Consider the following 14395-nt stretch of genomic DNA (forward strand, 5'->3'; position numbering starts at 1 on the left):
CAAGAACCCCGAGAGACAATTCAACAGGAGATCTCCATGTCACTCAAAATCCGGCTCGCCCGTGGCGGCTCGAAAAAACGCCCCTTCTACTCGATCGTCGTGGCCGACGCCCGCGCGCCGCGCGACGGCCGCTTCATCGAGAAGATCGGCACCTATGATCCGCGCCTCGCCAAAGATTCGGGCGACCGCGTGAAGGTCGATGCGGCGAAAGCCGCCGACTGGATCAAGAAAGGCGCCCAGCCGACCGACCGCGTCGCGCGCTTCCTGTCGAAAGTCGAAGTTGACGGCAAACCGGTGGCCACCTGGACCAACGGCAACAACCCGAACAAGGCAGAGCCCGGCAAGAAAGCCCAGGAGCGCGCGAAGGAGCGCGCCGGCAAAGCCGCTGCCCGCGCCGCTGCTGCGGCCGCTCCGGCTGAAGCTGCCGACGCCGAGTAAGCCCGCACGGGCGGCCTCAATGGCTGAAACGAAAAGGCCGGCGCTTTCGGGCGCCGGCCTTTTTCTTGCGCCGCAGCACAAGTTGGTGGGAACGGATCGCGATGTGGTTCGTTGGGGAGTTAATGTTCCTCAACCGGAGGCGTCGCCCGTGACCCATCGTTCCAGACTTCTCGCCGGCGCCGCCTGTGTGGCCGCGCTTCTCGTGCCTGCCTGCGCCTCCGATGGCTACGGGCTGGGGTATCCTGACCGGGATGCGGTAATACTGTACGACGGCGAAAACCACACCGGCACGGCCGTTCCGGTGAATGGGCCGGTGGCGGATCTGGTGCCACTCCGATTCAATGATGCGGCCTCTTCGGTCGTGATCTACTCCGGCAGCTGGGAAGTGTGCGAGAATGCGGACTTCGGTGGCCGCTGTGAGGTCTTGACCGGCAGCGTGACAAGCCTGCGCGGCATCCGACTGAATGACGCAATCTCCTCGATCCGGCCAGCCGGCGGCTCTGTCTATCCGCCGGTCGGCGGCGGCTATGGTTCAATCACCCTGTTCTCCAGCGATGGCCTGCGCGGCGAGGCGCTGACGATTGATCGCAACGAACCGGACCTCGCCCGCGCCGGATTCAACGACCGCGCCCGCAGCATCGATGTGCGCGGCGGCGCGTGGGAAGTGTGCGTCGACGGCGATTATCGCGGCCGTTGCGCCACGATTGACCGGCCGGTGGCAGACCTGCGCGACATCGGCCTGTCGGGCAACATTTCCTCAGTGCGCCTGCTGGACAGACCGCGCGGCTATTGAGGCTGAACGGCGGCCAACGGGCCGGGCATTGGCCATTCAGGTGAAGCAAGGCAAAGGAGTCTCCGAAATCTGGAGACGTCTTCATGCCCCGCGCCTTCCTCCCCCGCTCCGTTCTGGTCGCCGCGCTCGCCTTGGTCGCGGCCGCCCCCTTTGCCGCCGCGCAGAAGGATGACTACGAGGCCTCGCGCCGCAGCCCGCTGCCGTCAGGCCCGGCGTCCATCGTTCTGTATTCCGACACGAACCTGCGCGGCACGTCGGTGGAGCTGACTGCCGACCAGTACCGCCTGGCCGCGGTCGGCTTCAACGACAAGGCCCGCAGTGTCGAAGTCAAGGGCGGCGTCTGGCTGCTCTGCGCCGACGCGAACCTCAAGGGCAACTGCGAATACATCGACCGCACGGTGCGCAATCTCGGCGAGATCGGCCTGTCGGCAAAAATCTCCTCGGCGCAGGTGACCGCCTACGACAAGGGCCCGCGCAGCTATGACATCGCCTTCTTCGCCGAGACGGATTTCCGGGGGCCCTTCCTCGGCTTCGACTATGGCGAAGCCAGCCTCGACCAGTTCCGCTTCAATGACACGGCCGGCTCGGTCCTCGTCAATCGCGGCGACTGGCTCGTCTGCGCTGACAACGACTATCGCGGGCAGTGCGAGTTCCTGGACGCCTCGGTCAGCGACCTCGGCAGCGTCTACCTGAACAACAAGATTTCCTCCTTCCGCAAGTATGACGTGCGCCGGGAGGGGCCCTGGTTCAGGCCGGTCGACCCGGTCTACCCGCCGCCCGGCGGCGGCCCCGGCGCCGGCGGCGTGCGCGGTGAGGAGACAATGTTCTTCCCTGCGCCGACCTATCGCGGCGCGCGCATTGCCAACCGCGACGGCGCCGCCACCCGCTTCTGCCAGGACCAGGGTTTCGACGAGGCCGTGTATAAAGCACCGGCAAGTGTTCTCTCGGACGTCCTCTGCCGCTAAAGAGCGGCTCATGACCAAGACCGGCAAAGACAAACTGATCGCTGTGGGCGTCCTTAGGGGCGCCCATGGTGTGCGCGGCGAAGTCCGCGTGAAGAGCTATACCGCCGATCCGGAAGCGCTGTTCACCTACGGCCCGCTACTGGACGAGGCCGGCGCGGTGTTGCTCACGCCGAAGTCTGCCCGGCCGGGCAAGGACCATTTCATCGTCCGCACGAAGGAAAACCTCCAGAAGGAAGAGTGGGACGCCCAGCGCGGCAAGCTGGTCTACGTGCCCCGCGCGCGCCTGCCGGCGGCGGAGGAAGACGAGTTCTATATTGAGGATCTTGCCGGGCTGGACGTCTATTCCGGCGGGGAGTCGCCTGCCGGGCGAGTGCGTTCGGTACAGAATTTCGGCTCCGGCGACCTGCTGGAAGTGGAGATTCAGGGTGCGGTCGCGACCGTCTTCGTGCCCTTCACGCTGGCAGATGTGCCGGTGGTGGACATCGCCGCGCGCCGCGTCGTGATCCCGGAACTCGCCATGTGGAGCGACCCCGGCAACGAGACGCCCTCGGGCGATACCGACGAATAGCAGTTACAGGCACGCATGTTGCGTGCGGTTCATATCGCCCGTGGCATTTTGCAGGTGTAATGGACGAAAGGGTCCCACATGCGCCGCTTGTCTTTGCGCACCGTTATTGCCGTCACGGTTCCCGCCCTCTTTTCAGGCCCCGCCGCCCTCGCGCAGGGCTATGACGATGCGCCCGCCGCCATCGCGCTGTTCAGCGAGGAAAACTTCTACGGCGATATCCGGGATGTCTACGATCCCTTCGCGACGATGAACGATCTCGCTTTCAATGACCGCACCCGCTCCATCGCGGTGTTCGCCGGTCAGTGGGAAGTTTGCGAGCATAAGAACTTCACCGGCCGCTGCGCCTTTATCACGGAAGATGTAAGCGATCTCGGCTGGTTCGGCCTTGCCGGGCGGATTTCGTCCGTACGCCCCATTTACGAGTATACCGAGGCCAGCCACGGCCTCCTCTTCACGCGCGACAAGTATGGCTACATCCGCTACGCGCACAACGAATCCTACGGCTATGACACCTGGAACTATGGCTATGCCAGTTCCTGGGGCCTGAGCGTGTCGCACTATGGCTATTCGCCGGACTATTACCGCTACGGCTATTACAGCCCGACCTGGGGCTATGATCCCTACGGCTTCGCCTGGGGCCCGCGCGGCACGATCCGCTACACCACGACCTATCGGCGCCATCCGCGCCCGTCGGTGCTCAACCCTTACTGGTCAGGCTGGGACTGGCACCGCACTGATTGGAGAAAGGGCCACTGGAGCTGGCGCGACGGGCGCGATGGCTGGCGTGACAATGATGACTGGCGCCGCGACGGCCGTGACGGCTGGGGTGGCCATGGTGGTGGTGGACGCGACTGGCGCCGTGGAGACGACGATGGCCGTGACGGACGCGATGGTCGTGACGATAGCGATGATCGTCCGCCGCCGCGCGATGTACCCGGTGACCGCTGGGGCCCTGGTGCCGGTGGTTCTGGCTCCGTGACACCGATTCCAACCGACCCCAGGCCCGGCCGCGATGGAAGAGGCGGGCGGGACGGTTGGTCCGGCGGCAGTGGTGGTAGCTGGACCCCCGATGGAGGCAGCGGCGCCACGATAGTAACCCCGCCGGCAGATTTGCCGCGCGAACCCCGCTCGGGCTGGGGCGATGAGGGCCGGGGAGGGCGTGGCGACGATGCCGGCGGCCTGCTCGGTGGTCCGGGTACGGATGGCTGGGGCAGAGACCGTCCGCGCGGCGGCGGTGATGGCGGGCGCGGTGACGGCGGTGGCCGCTTTGACGGGATGTCCGGCGGCGGAATATTTGGCACGGATGGCGGCTCAGGTCGCGGCGCGAGTATCGCTTCGCCGCCCCCGCCGCCACCAAGCGAATCGCGCCGGGGCCCAGACGGCGATGGTCCATGGGGCGGGGATGGTGAAGGTGGTCGTGGCGGCCGCTTCGACGGCGCCAGCGAATCGCGCCGCGACGAGGACTAACGACGCCTAAGGAGAAAGCGGATCAGCCGCCGCGTGGGTCATTCCACTCGGCGGCGACGCCGTAACCGCCCCGGCGGACCAGCCAGAACATGCCGACCAGATCGAAGACACCGGCGCCAAGCCGGCCAAGAAACCCATACTTCGACTGACCCGCCAGCCGCTGGCGGTCGTTCACCAATTCTTCGCGCACATCCCATCCGGCCCGTTTGATCAAAGCCGGCAGGAAGCGGTGCATGGAGGCGAAATAGGGCAGCTCGCGAAAGGCCTCGGTGCGGATAAGTTTCCAGCCGCAGCCCGTATCGGTCGCATCATCCTGCAGCACGAAACGGCGCACGCCATTGGCCACCCGCGACTGTACCCATTTAAAGCCGGAATCGTTGCGGCTGTTGCGCTTGCCTGCGATGATACCTAGGCGGGGCGGGGCGCTAGGCGCGATCACCTGCGCCCAGAGGCGCGCTGTATCGCTGGGATCATTCTGTCCGTCGCCGTCGAGTAGCTGTACCCAGGTGCCGCGCACGGACTTGAGGCCGGTATAGAGCGCCGCCGATTTGCCCCGCCGGGCGACATGGGTCAGGACGGTGACCGTCCCCGGATGAGCGGCTTTCGCTTCGGCCAGTTCCGCCCCGGTCGCGTCGCCCGAGGCGTCGTTGACGCAGATCACCTCGAAATCGATGCCCGCCAGCACCTGATGCACCTCGTCGATGACGGGGTGCACATTGCCCGCCTCATTGAAGAAGGGGATAAGCACGGAAAGGGCAGGGGCGCGGTCCATGCCCCTTGCCTAGTCCAGCCCGCGGCCGATTCCAACGGGCCTTCGCCGCTGGCGGTTTGCGGGATGGCGGATCAGCTGTAAGGCTGGGGCCTCGCAACGGGGAAAGAGGCATGGCTGCTGAAGTCGCGCACGGGCCGGATCTCGGCGCACTGGTTGTCCTGCTCGGTTCAGCCGTGCTGGCCGTTCCAATCTTCAAGCGCATCGGGTTCGGTTCGGTGCTCGGCTATCTCGCCGCCGGCCTCGTCATCGGCCCCTTCGGCTTCCGTATCTTCACCGAGCCCGCCGAAATCCTGCACGTCGCCGAGCTGGGCGTGGTGATGTTCCTCTTCATCATCGGCCTTGAGATGCAGCCCTCGCGGCTTTGGGGGATGCGGCAACAGATCTTCGGTCTCGGCCTGGCGCAGGTGGTCGTCTGTATTCTCCTGCTCTCCTGGGTCGGTGTCGCGCTTGGCTATTCACCTCAGACTTCGCTTATCGCGGGGACCGGCTTCGTGCTGACATCCACCGCGATCGTCATGCAGATGCTGCAGGAACGCGGCGACCTCGCGAAGGAGAAGGGGCAGAAGATGATCTCCATCCTGCTCTTCGAGGATCTCGCGATCGTGCCGCTTCTGGCGCTGGTCGCCTTCCTCGCGCCCGGGGCAGGCGAAGTGACCATGACGGAGCGGCTGACCAGTGTCGCCATCGGCCTCGGCGCCATCCTCGCGCTCTTCATCGCCGGGCGGTACCTGCTGAACCCGATCTTCCGAATCCTCGCCGCTGCCCGCGCGCGCGAAGTGATGACCGCCGCTGCGCTCCTCGTCGTGCTGGGCGCCGCCTGGGGCATGCAGCTCGGCGGCCTTTCGACCGCGCTGGGCGCGTTCCTGGCCGGCGTGCTTCTTTCGGAGTCTTCCTACCGCCATGAACTCGAAGCGGACGTGGAGCCGTTTCGCGGCATCCTGCTCGGCCTGTTTTTTCTGGCCGTCGGCATGTCGCTGGACCTCAATGTGGTCGCCGACAACTGGCGGCTGATCGCCATCAGCGTCGTCGCCTTCACGCTGCTCAAGGCCGCCGGTGTCTACGGCGTCGCACGCGTGTTCAAGGCCAGCCACCGGGAGGCCCTCGAGCGCACCGTTCTGATGACGCAGGGCGGAGAGTTCGCCTTCGTGCTCTACGCCGCCGCGCTCGCAGTCGGTATCATCGATCCCGAAGGCAGTGCGATTCTGACAGCGATCATCATCGTCTCGATGGTGATGACGCCGCTCTTCGTGCTGATCCATGACCGGCTGATGCCGGAAGTTGAGGTCGATGCCAGCGGGACCGAGACGCCGAAGGAGGTGTCCGGCACGGCGCTGCTGATCGGCTTCGGCCGCTTCGGCCAGATCGTAAGCCAGCCGCTGCTGGCGCGGGGGTATTCCGTCACCACCATCGACAATGATCCGGAGATGATCCGGGTTGCCGCCTCGTTCGGGTTCAAGGTCTATTTCGGCGATGGCCAGCGGCTCGACATCCTGCACGCCGCCGGCGCGCATCATGCCTCGCTCATCCTCGTCTGCGTAGACGACCGGCCCGCCGCGACGCGCATCGTGCAGCTCGTGCGCCACGAATTTCCGAACACGCTGCTGCTCGCCCGCGCCTATGACCGCGAGCACGGCCTCGAACTCGTCAAGGCCGGTGTGGACTATCCGGTGCGCGAGACGTTCGAGTCCGCCATCAAGTTTGCCCGCGCGGCGCTCGACCGGCTGGGCGAGCCGGAAGGCGCCATCGATGATGCGATCGAGGAACTCCGCCGCAGGGACGAGGAGCGCTTTGCGTTGCAGCTGACAGGCGGCATGCATGCGGGGCGGGAGCTGATGTTTGGCAATGACGGCAGCGAGAGCCCAAAGGATACGCCGGACCGTATGCCCGGCTCGGAGGATCGCTCCGTGGGGGGGTAGGTCAGAAGATGGCCGTGGCGGCTTCGGTGCCGGCGATGCGCCGGCAGGCAGCCGGAGAACGCGACGAACAACAAGCCGAACAGAGCCATCGCGGTAAATACCAATCCCGCAATACCCCGTTCCGGTTGACCTTGTTGATGTCGTCCAGCGTTTAGAGTTTCGTCAGGATCTTTTCCGCCGCGACCTGACACCCCCTGTCAAGAAAGATCCACCCAGAGTTTATTGTTTGCAACTTTCAATCGATCGGCCGGGTGAAGGTTATGGCAAGTCTGGGCGGGATGGATTAGGCAGGCGCCCATGTTCACCGCGACCTGCATAACCCTCGTCCCCGAGGCATATCCCGGCCCGCTCGGCGTCTCGATCCTTGGCCGGTCGCGCGCCGAGGGGCTGTGGGCGCTGGAAACGGTGGACTTGCGGACCTTCGGCCTCGGCAGGCACCGGAAGGTGGATGACACGCCGGCCGGAGGCGGGGCGGGCCTAGTCCTGCGGGCAGATGTGGCCGGCGCCGCCATCGACAGTGTGCCCCGGAATGGCCGCCCCCTCGTCTACCTTTCCCCCCGCGGCCCCCGGTTTAACCAGCAACAGGCCCGCGATTGGGCGGCTGGGCCGGGCGTCATCCTGTTCTGCGGCCGGTTCGAAGGGCTGGACGAGCGCGCTATCGAAGCACGGGGCATGCAGGAGGTCTCGCTGGGCGATTTTGTCCTTGCGGGCGGGGATGTGGCGGCGATGGCGATGGTTGAGGCGGCGGTCCGGCTTCTGCCTGGTGTGGCGGGCAATTCGGCCTCCCTCACGGGGGAATCCTTTGAGACCGGCCTCCTGGAACACCCGCAGTATACCCAGCCCAGGGACTGGGAAGGGCATCCGATTCCCGACATTCTCCTCTCCGGCGACCATAAGCGTATAGAAGAGTGGCGTTTGGACCGCTCAAAGGCGTTGACTTTTGACCGCCGCCCCGATTTATACGCCGCTTACTCCCGACCCCCCACTTCTGTTGCGCCGGAGACTGGCGATGAACCTGATTAAAGAGCTTGAGACGGCCGAAATGGCCCGCGTTCTCGGCGACAAGAAAATTCCCGCGTTCTCGCCCGGCGACACGCTGGCGGTGAACGTGAAGATCAAGGAAGGCGACCGTGAGCGCGTCCAGCGCTATGAAGGCGTCTGCATCGCCCGCGCCGGCCAGGGCCTCAACGAGAGCTTCACGGTTCGCAAGATCTCCTTTGGTGAAGGCGTCGAGCGTGTGTTCCCGGTGGTCTCGCCGCTGATCGACTCGATCGAAGTTGTCCGCAAGGGCCGCGTCCGCCGCGCGAAACTCTACTATCTGCGTGACCTGCGCGGCAAAGGTGCTCGTATCGCCGAGCGCACCACGGGCCACGGCATCGAAACACAAGAAGTTGCCGTCTCGAAAACCGAGCGCCGCCGCCAGAAGGACGCCGAAAAGGTCGCCCGCAAGGACACCGCTGCCAAAGCCCGCGCCGAAGCTGCTGAAGCCGCGGCTGCTGCCGAGGCCGTCGCCGCCGCAGAGGCCGCTGCCGCAGAAGCTGCTGCCGCCGCTGAAAAGCCCGCCGAGCAATAAGATTTCCGGCCTTCGGGCTCTTGAAATCAACAGACGCCCCTGCCTCACGGCGGGGGCGTTCTGCTTTTGGCACTATGTCCGCAAGAAAATTTCCTGGCGCGCGCTGAACGGCGCCCCGAGAGGCAGAATCTTGCGCCGCGCATGGCCGGTCTGCAGGTCTGCGGGCTTTCCTCCGCCGCATCTGCCGCTATGGTGCGGCGCGCCAACAACGAGACTGAAATGCCCGGCAAGACCCTCTACGACAAGATCTGGGACGCGCATGTCGTCCACACTGACCCGGCCTCGGGTGAGAGCCTCCTTTATATTGACCTCCACCTCATCCACGAGGTGACAACGCCGCAGGCATTTGACGGTCTTAAGGTCGCTGGCCGCCGCGTGCGCCGCCCGGAGCTGACCCTTGCTGTGGCCGATCACAACACCCCGACCGAAAACCAGTCTCTCGGCCTCGCCGGCGTCAGGGATTCCGAGGCGCGCAACCAGCTCGAGACGCTGACGCGCAATGTCGCTGAGTATGGCATCCAGTACTTTCCAATGGGCGACATCAATAACGGCATCGTCCACGTCGTCGGCCCGGAGCAGGGGCGCACCCAGCCAGGCATGACAATCGTCTGCGGCGACAGCCACACGTCCACGCACGGCGCCTTTGGCGCGTTGGCGCACGGGATCGGCACTTCGGAGGTGGAGCACGTACTCGCCACGCAGACGCTCCGGGCCCGGAAGATGCTGAACATGGCGGTGGATGTCTCCGGACGCCTCCGCGAAGGCGTCACCGCCAAGGACCTCGCGCTCCACATCATCGCGATCACCGGCACCGCCGGCGGCACCGGCTACGTCATCGAATATCGCGGAGAGGCTGTCCGCGCGCTTTCGATGGAAGGCCGCATGACCTTGTGCAATCTTTCCATCGAGGGCGGCGCCCGCGCCGGTCTCGTTGCGCCGGACGAGAAGACCTTTGCCTATGTGAAGGGCCGCCCCTCCGCGCCCAAGGGCGGCGCCTGGGAAATGGCGGAACGCTACTGGCAGACGTTGCGCTCGGATGACGATGCGGCGTTCGACCATGTGCTCTCCATCAAGGGCGAGGATGTCGAGCCGACCGTCACCTGGGGTACGAGCCCCGAGCAAGGGATTGCCCTCTCCGGCATCATTCCGCGGCCGGAGGATTTTTCCGATCCCGTGAAGGCCGGCGCCTGCGAACGCGCGCTGGCCTATATGGGCCTCGAAGGCGGCAAGCCCATCGCCGGCACGCCGGTGCAGCGCGTCTTCATCGGCTCGTGCACGAACTCCCGGATCGAAGACCTGCGCGCGGCGGCGGCCGTTGCCAAAGGCAACAAGGTCGCTGCCGGTGTGCGCGCCATGGTCGTGCCGGGCTCCGGCCTCGTGCGCGCGCAAGCAGAAGAAGAAGGCCTCGACCTCGTCTTCCTCGAGGCCGGTTTTGAATGGCGCGAGCCCGGCTGTTCGATGTGCCTCGGCATGAACCCGGACATCCTCGCCCCAGGTGAGCGCTGCGCATCCACGTCCAACCGCAACTTCGAAGGCCGTCAGGGCCGGGGTGGCCGCACCCACCTGATGAGCCCCACCCTTGCTGCCCGCGCCGCCATCAACGGCGTCATCGGTTAATCCGTCTTCTGAACAGGTGACTCGACATGGCCTATGATCTCACTCCCCGCCAGGATTGGACCCGCGAAGAGATCGCCGCTGTCTATGAGCTCCCGCTCGACCAGCTGATGGCCCGCGCGCTCGCCGTGAAAGCTGCCAACTGGAAGGACGGCGCCGTCCAGAAATCCCAGCTCCTGTCGATCAAGACAGGCGGCTGCCCGGAGGACTGCGGCTATTGCAGCCAGTCCGCCAAGTTCGACACCGGGCTGAAGGCCGAGAAACTCCTTCCCCTCGGCGAAGTCGTAGAGACTGCCCGCCGCGCCAAAGCCAACGGCGCCGACCGGTTCTGCATGGGCGCCGCCTGGCGCTCGCTGAAGGACCGCGATCTGCCGAAAGTCGCCGAGATGATTTCCGCGGTGAAGGCTGAGGGTCTTGAGACCTGCGTTACGCTCGGCATGCTGGAAGAGGGGCAGGCCGAAGCGCTGAAGGCCGCCGGGCTCGACTATTACAACCACAACCTCGACACCTCGCGCGAGTACTATGGCGATGTCGTCAGTACGCGTACATACGATGACCGGCTAGAAACGCTTGGCCGTGCGCGCAGGGCGGGCATCAAGCTCTGCTGCGGCGGCATCCTTGGCATGGGCGAATCCCGCGCCGACCGCGTCGGCCTCATCCACGAACTTTCGAAACTGACGCCGCATCCGGAAAGCGTGCCCGTCAACAAGCTCGTCCCCATCAAGGGCACACCGCTTGGGGGCAGCGCCGAACTCGATACGCTCGAACTCGTCCGCGCCATCGCTACCTGCCGCATCGTCTTCCCGCAAAGCTGGGTGCGCCTTTCGGCGGGGCGCGAGTCGATGAGCTCCGAAGGCCAGGCGCTCTGTCTCCTGGCCGGCGCCAATTCCATTTTCGTCGGCGACCGCCTCCTCACCACACCGAACCCCGGCATGGACAAGGACGCAAAGCTGCTGGAGTCGGTGGGTGGTGGATGTTCTAAATGCTGAGCTGAAGGCGCCTTCAGTTTAGCTAAACACGCCCATCGGTTGCGTATCCCCGCGCGCAGGCCGATATTCCCCCTTCAAGTTCATCTCTGAAGGGAGACCCCCATGTCCGGAACCGTGAAACTCGATGGCGGCGTCACGCTCGATGGCCCGCGCGGCCGCGTCTACGGCTCGATCCTGGAAACCATCGGGTCGACCCCGCTGGTGCGCGCCGAGAAGTTTGCCAAGGCCGAAGGCGTCGGCGCTGACCTTCTCTTCAAGCTCGAATTCTTCAATCCGCTCGCCAGCGTGAAGGACCGGATCGGTCTTGCCATGGTCCTTGGCCTCGAGGCTGAAGGCAAACTGAAGCCCGGCGGCACGCTGATCGAGCCGACTTCGGGAAACACGGGCATCGGTCTCGCTTTCGTCGCCGCTCAGCGCGGCTATCGCCTGATCCTCACGATGCCGGAATCGATGTCGATCGAGCGGCGCAAGATGCTCGCCTTCCTCGGCGCCGAACTCGAGCTCACACCGAAAGAGAAGGGGATGGGCGGCGCCATCGCCAAGGCGAAGGAATTGCTGGATTCGATCCCAGGCGCCGTTATGCCGAGCCAGTTCGACAATCCGTCGAATCCCGCCATCCACGAAAAGACGACCGCCGAGGAGATCTGGGCCGACACGGCCGGCAAGGTCGATGCCATCGTCTCCGGCATCGGCACCGGCGGCACCTTCACTGGAACAGGCCGCGTGCTTAAGCCGCGCAAGACATCTCTGAGGATGTATGCTGTCGAGCCCGCCGCCTCACCGGTCCTTTCCGGCGGCGCGCCGGGCCCGCACATGATCCAGGGCATTGGCGCCGGCTTCGTGCCCGGCAATGCCGACACCAGCCTCATCGACGAAGTGCTCAAAGTGTCGAACGAGGACGCCATCGCAACAGCGCGCAGGCTCGCCAGGATTGAAGGCATCCCCGGCGGCATCTCCTCCGGCGCCGCTGCCTGTGCGGCGGTACAGCTCGGCAGGCGCCCGGACATGGCGGGCAAGACCATTGTGGTTATCCTCGCCAGCTTCGCCGAGCGGTATGTTTCGACCGCGCTGTTCGAAGGCCTCTGACACGCAAACGATCCCGGCGGCAGGGCTCGCCAAGTTCCGGGCCATGGTGGTAACAGCGGGCAAGAAACTCCGAGGAAACATTATGGCTCGCTACACCCTTCACGGCATCTTCGCCTCCGGCCCCACCTATAAGGTAGCGCTGATGCTGCGCCTCACCGGCACGGCGTTCGATTATGAGCATGTCGACCTGCGCGCCGGCGCCCACAAGGCCGACGCCTTCCTCGCCCGCAACCGCTACGGCCAGGTGCCGGTGCTGGAAGACAGCCAGACAGACTATTGCCTCTGTCAGTCCTCCGTCATTCTCGACTATCTCGCCGACGAGATCGGCAAGTTCGGCGGCAAGGACCGCGGCGAGCGCCTGCGCGCGCGCGAATGGCAGCTCTGGGGCGCCGGAAACCTCACGACCGGCATTTACCGCACCCGCGCCGCCAAGCTCGGTTTCTTCAAGTTTCCTGAAGCGATTGCCGAAGCCAACCTGCAGACGGCGCTGGCCGCACTCAAAGAGCTGAACGGCTTGCTCGACGGGCGCGACTGGCTCGTCGGCAAAGGTGCCACCATTGCCGACATCGACATCTATGGCATCGCTGCCTACGCGCCGCAGGCCGGGATCGATCTCGCCGCCTATGGCAATGTCCGCAAATGGCTGGCGCGTGTCGAGGCGCTGCCCGGTTTCAAGGGCGTGGGTGACTGCCTGCCGCAAGCGAGCGTGAAGGCATGATCAACGGCGTCGATCACATCGTGATCCTGGCGCCCGAGATTGACATGGGCGTGGCGGTCTATGCCGCCTTGCTCGGCCGCGCGCCGGACTGGCGCGCCGTCAGTGATGCCGGCGTCGCCACGGCGCTGTTCCAGCTGGGCAATACTGCGCTCGAACTCGTCGCACCGTCCGGGCACGGATCAAGCGCGGAACACTTGCGGGCGCGGATCGCCGAGGAGGGCCCAGGCCTCAAGTCGCTCGCGTTTCGCTCCGCGGATCTTGCCGGAGATCACCGCGCCCTGTCCCGCCTCGACCTCGCGCCGACTGCGATCGAAGATGCTCTCAGCGAAGACATGAACCGCGAGGCGCGCCGCACCTGGCGCAGCTTCCGCACGCCGCCGGAGCGCACGGCGTCCATTCGCTGGTTTTTCGTCGAGCCGCTCGAAGGCGCGCTGGAGCCGGCCGAAGTGCCCCTCGGCCATGTCCATGCGCTCGACCATCTCGTCATCAACACGCCGAACCCGGACCGTGCGATGGCCCTCTATGGCGCCAAGCTCGGCCTGCGTCTGGCGCTCGACAGGTCTGCGCCGGAATGGGGCGTGCGCCTCATCTTTTTCCGCACCGGCGGGCTGACGGTTGAGATCGCCCACCGGCTGGGGCAGGCGGAGGATGCCGCCGGGCCCGACAATTTCTGGGGTCTCACCTGGCGCGTCGGCGACATCGAGGCGGCGCATGACCGCCTCGCCGCCAAGGGCTTCAACATCTCGGATGTGCGCACGGGCCGCCGCGCGGGAACGCGCGTCTTTACCGTTCGCGATGGCACGATGGGCGTGCCCACCCTGTTCATTTCCGGCGTGGCCGACTAAAAGACTTCACATGACCCCATTCACTGCTCTCACCGGAACCGCCGCGCCCCTTCTCGAGAAGGGCAAGCCGATGTCGAACGTCGACACGGACATGATCATCCCGAAACAGTTCCTGAAAACGACGACCCGCACCGGACTCGCCACAGGTCTGTTCCATGAGCTGAAAACCAAGTCGGACGGCTCGCCGAACCCCGACTTTGTCCTCAACAAGCCGGCCTACGACAAAGCCTCAATCCTGATCGCCGGCGAGAATTTCGGCTGCGGCTCCTCGCGCGAGCACGCCCCTTGGGCGCTGCTGGATCAGGGCATTACCTGCGTCATCGCGCCGAGCTTCGCCGATATCTTCCACAACAACTGCTACAAAAACGGCATCTTGCCTGTCCGCCTTCCAGTGGATGTGTGCGAAAAACTAGCGAAGGAAGCTGGCGGCGCCAACCACGTCTTTGCTGTGGACCTTGCGACGCAGACCGTCACCACGCCGGATGGCGAAGTGCACAGGTTTGAGATCGACCCCGGCCGCAAGTCCAACCTCATGGCCGGCCTCGACGAGATCGGCGCCTCGCTGACAGCTGCGCCGCAGATCGACACGTTCGAGGCGCAGCGCCGCCTTGCTACCCCCTGGCTCGAACCCGCCCGCTGATCACAGATCGG

At 65.4% G+C, this 14395-nt stretch carries 15 protein-coding genes; 14 read left to right on the forward strand and 1 reads right to left on the reverse strand.

Annotation, left to right across the window (positions count from 1 at the left end; all coding sequences use genetic code 11):
- Positions 1-36 precede the first annotated feature (36 nt).
- The 5 genes from rpsP to Q0C17_RS02470 all read left to right on the forward strand — a co-directional run bounded on the left by rpsP (position 37) and on the right by Q0C17_RS02470 (position 4231).
- A complete protein-coding gene (gene rpsP, locus Q0C17_RS02450) occupies positions 37-438 on the forward strand; it encodes a 30S ribosomal protein S16 (protein WP_291200778.1) in 402 nt (133 codons plus the stop codon).
- Positions 439-586: 148 nt separating this feature from the next.
- Complete coding sequence (locus Q0C17_RS02455; protein WP_291200781.1) at positions 587-1231, forward strand: beta/gamma crystallin-related protein; 645 nt, start codon at positions 587-589, stop codon at positions 1229-1231.
- An 83-nt stretch (positions 1232-1314) separates the two neighbouring features.
- Complete coding sequence (locus Q0C17_RS02460) at positions 1315-2196, forward strand: beta/gamma crystallin-related protein (protein ID WP_291200784.1); 882 nt, start codon at positions 1315-1317, stop codon at positions 2194-2196.
- A 10-nt stretch (positions 2197-2206) separates the two neighbouring features.
- Positions 2207-2764, forward strand: a complete 558-nt coding sequence (gene rimM / locus Q0C17_RS02465; RefSeq protein WP_291200787.1) for a ribosome maturation factor RimM — start codon at positions 2207-2209, stop codon at positions 2762-2764.
- 78 nt (positions 2765-2842) lie between these two features.
- A complete protein-coding gene (locus Q0C17_RS02470; RefSeq protein WP_291200790.1) occupies positions 2843-4231 on the forward strand; it encodes a beta/gamma crystallin-related protein in 1389 nt (462 codons plus the stop codon).
- A gap of 22 nt (positions 4232-4253) precedes the next feature.
- Here Q0C17_RS02470 and Q0C17_RS02475 read toward each other — a convergent pair whose 3' ends face one another.
- A complete protein-coding gene (locus tag Q0C17_RS02475; protein WP_291200793.1) occupies positions 4254-5003 on the reverse strand; it encodes a glycosyltransferase family 2 protein in 750 nt (249 codons plus the stop codon).
- 110 nt (positions 5004-5113) lie between these two features.
- Between Q0C17_RS02475 and Q0C17_RS02480 the strand changes: the two genes are divergently transcribed.
- The 9 genes from Q0C17_RS02480 (at position 5114) to leuD (ending at position 14384) form a co-directional block, all read left to right on the forward strand.
- The gene (locus Q0C17_RS02480) at positions 5114-6919 is read left to right on the forward strand and encodes a monovalent cation:proton antiporter-2 (CPA2) family protein (RefSeq protein ID WP_291200796.1); all 1806 of its coding nucleotides are present in this window, start codon (positions 5114-5116) and stop codon (positions 6917-6919) included.
- Positions 6920-7216: 297 nt separating this feature from the next.
- Positions 7217-7942 (forward strand): tRNA (guanosine(37)-N1)-methyltransferase TrmD, encoded by a 726-nt coding sequence (trmD, locus tag Q0C17_RS02485; protein ID WP_291200799.1) that lies wholly within the window; start codon positions 7217-7219, stop codon positions 7940-7942.
- On the forward strand, positions 7929-8492 hold the full coding sequence (gene rplS, locus Q0C17_RS18135) for a 50S ribosomal protein L19 (RefSeq protein ID WP_366914741.1): 564 nt from the start codon (positions 7929-7931) through the stop codon (positions 8490-8492). The genes trmD and rplS overlap by 14 nt, the downstream gene beginning before the upstream one ends.
- 219 nt (positions 8493-8711) lie before the next feature.
- Complete coding sequence (gene leuC / locus Q0C17_RS02495) at positions 8712-10109, forward strand: 3-isopropylmalate dehydratase large subunit (RefSeq protein ID WP_291201118.1); 1398 nt, start codon at positions 8712-8714, stop codon at positions 10107-10109.
- A 26-nt stretch (positions 10110-10135) separates the two neighbouring features.
- Complete coding sequence (bioB, locus tag Q0C17_RS02500) at positions 10136-11095, forward strand: biotin synthase BioB (protein WP_291200802.1); 960 nt, start codon at positions 10136-10138, stop codon at positions 11093-11095.
- Between the two features lie 102 nt (positions 11096-11197).
- Entirely contained in the window at positions 11198-12181 is a 984-nt protein-coding gene (gene cysK / locus Q0C17_RS02505) for a cysteine synthase A (RefSeq protein ID WP_291200805.1), read from the forward strand.
- Positions 12182-12263: 82 nt separating this feature from the next.
- Complete coding sequence (locus tag Q0C17_RS02510; RefSeq protein WP_291200809.1) at positions 12264-12899, forward strand: glutathione S-transferase family protein; 636 nt, start codon at positions 12264-12266, stop codon at positions 12897-12899.
- Positions 12896-13744 carry a VOC family protein gene (locus Q0C17_RS02515; protein ID WP_291200812.1) on the forward strand — a complete coding sequence of 283 codons (849 nt, stop codon included), beginning with the start codon at positions 12896-12898 and terminating at the stop codon, positions 13742-13744. The genes Q0C17_RS02510 and Q0C17_RS02515 overlap by 4 nt, the downstream gene beginning before the upstream one ends.
- 10 nt (positions 13745-13754) lie before the next feature.
- Positions 13755-14384, forward strand: a complete 630-nt coding sequence (gene leuD / locus Q0C17_RS02520; protein ID WP_291200815.1) for a 3-isopropylmalate dehydratase small subunit — start codon at positions 13755-13757, stop codon at positions 14382-14384.
- The last annotated feature ends 11 nt before the right edge of the window (positions 14385-14395 follow it).

This window comes from Hyphomonas sp., from assembly GCF_022844445.1.
Taxonomy (GTDB): Bacteria; Pseudomonadota; Alphaproteobacteria; order Caulobacterales; family Hyphomonadaceae; genus Hyphomonas.

What these genes read in the sequence shown, in the direction of transcription:
- Q0C17_RS02480 (WP_291200796.1), top strand. Translation starts at nt 5,114, where the DNA reads ATGGCTGCTGAAGTCGCGCACGGGCCGGATCTCGGCGCACTGGTTGTC.
- Q0C17_RS02470 (WP_291200790.1), top strand. Translation starts at nt 2,843, where the DNA reads ATGCGCCGCTTGTCTTTGCGCACCGTTATTGCCGTCACGGTTCCCGCC.
- rimM (WP_291200787.1), top strand. Translation starts at nt 2,207, where the DNA reads ATGACCAAGACCGGCAAAGACAAACTGATCGCTGTGGGCGTCCTTAGG.
- Q0C17_RS02475 (WP_291200793.1), bottom strand. Translation starts at nt 5,003, where the DNA reads ATGGACCGCGCCCCTGCCCTTTCCGTGCTTATCCCCTTCTTCAATGAG.
- cysK (WP_291200805.1), top strand. Translation starts at nt 11,198, where the DNA reads ATGTCCGGAACCGTGAAACTCGATGGCGGCGTCACGCTCGATGGCCCG.
- Q0C17_RS02510 (WP_291200809.1), top strand. Translation starts at nt 12,264, where the DNA reads ATGGCTCGCTACACCCTTCACGGCATCTTCGCCTCCGGCCCCACCTAT.
- leuD (WP_291200815.1), top strand. Translation starts at nt 13,755, where the DNA reads ATGACCCCATTCACTGCTCTCACCGGAACCGCCGCGCCCCTTCTCGAG.
- Q0C17_RS02515 (WP_291200812.1), top strand. Translation starts at nt 12,896, where the DNA reads ATGATCAACGGCGTCGATCACATCGTGATCCTGGCGCCCGAGATTGAC.
- leuC (WP_291201118.1), top strand. Translation starts at nt 8,712, where the DNA reads ATGCCCGGCAAGACCCTCTACGACAAGATCTGGGACGCGCATGTCGTC.
- bioB (WP_291200802.1), top strand. Translation starts at nt 10,136, where the DNA reads ATGGCCTATGATCTCACTCCCCGCCAGGATTGGACCCGCGAAGAGATC.
- rpsP (WP_291200778.1), top strand. Translation starts at nt 37, where the DNA reads ATGTCACTCAAAATCCGGCTCGCCCGTGGCGGCTCGAAAAAACGCCCC.
- rplS (WP_366914741.1), top strand. Translation starts at nt 7,929, where the DNA reads ATGAACCTGATTAAAGAGCTTGAGACGGCCGAAATGGCCCGCGTTCTC.
- Q0C17_RS02460 (WP_291200784.1), top strand. Translation starts at nt 1,315, where the DNA reads ATGCCCCGCGCCTTCCTCCCCCGCTCCGTTCTGGTCGCCGCGCTCGCC.
- trmD (WP_291200799.1), top strand. Translation starts at nt 7,217, where the DNA reads ATGTTCACCGCGACCTGCATAACCCTCGTCCCCGAGGCATATCCCGGC.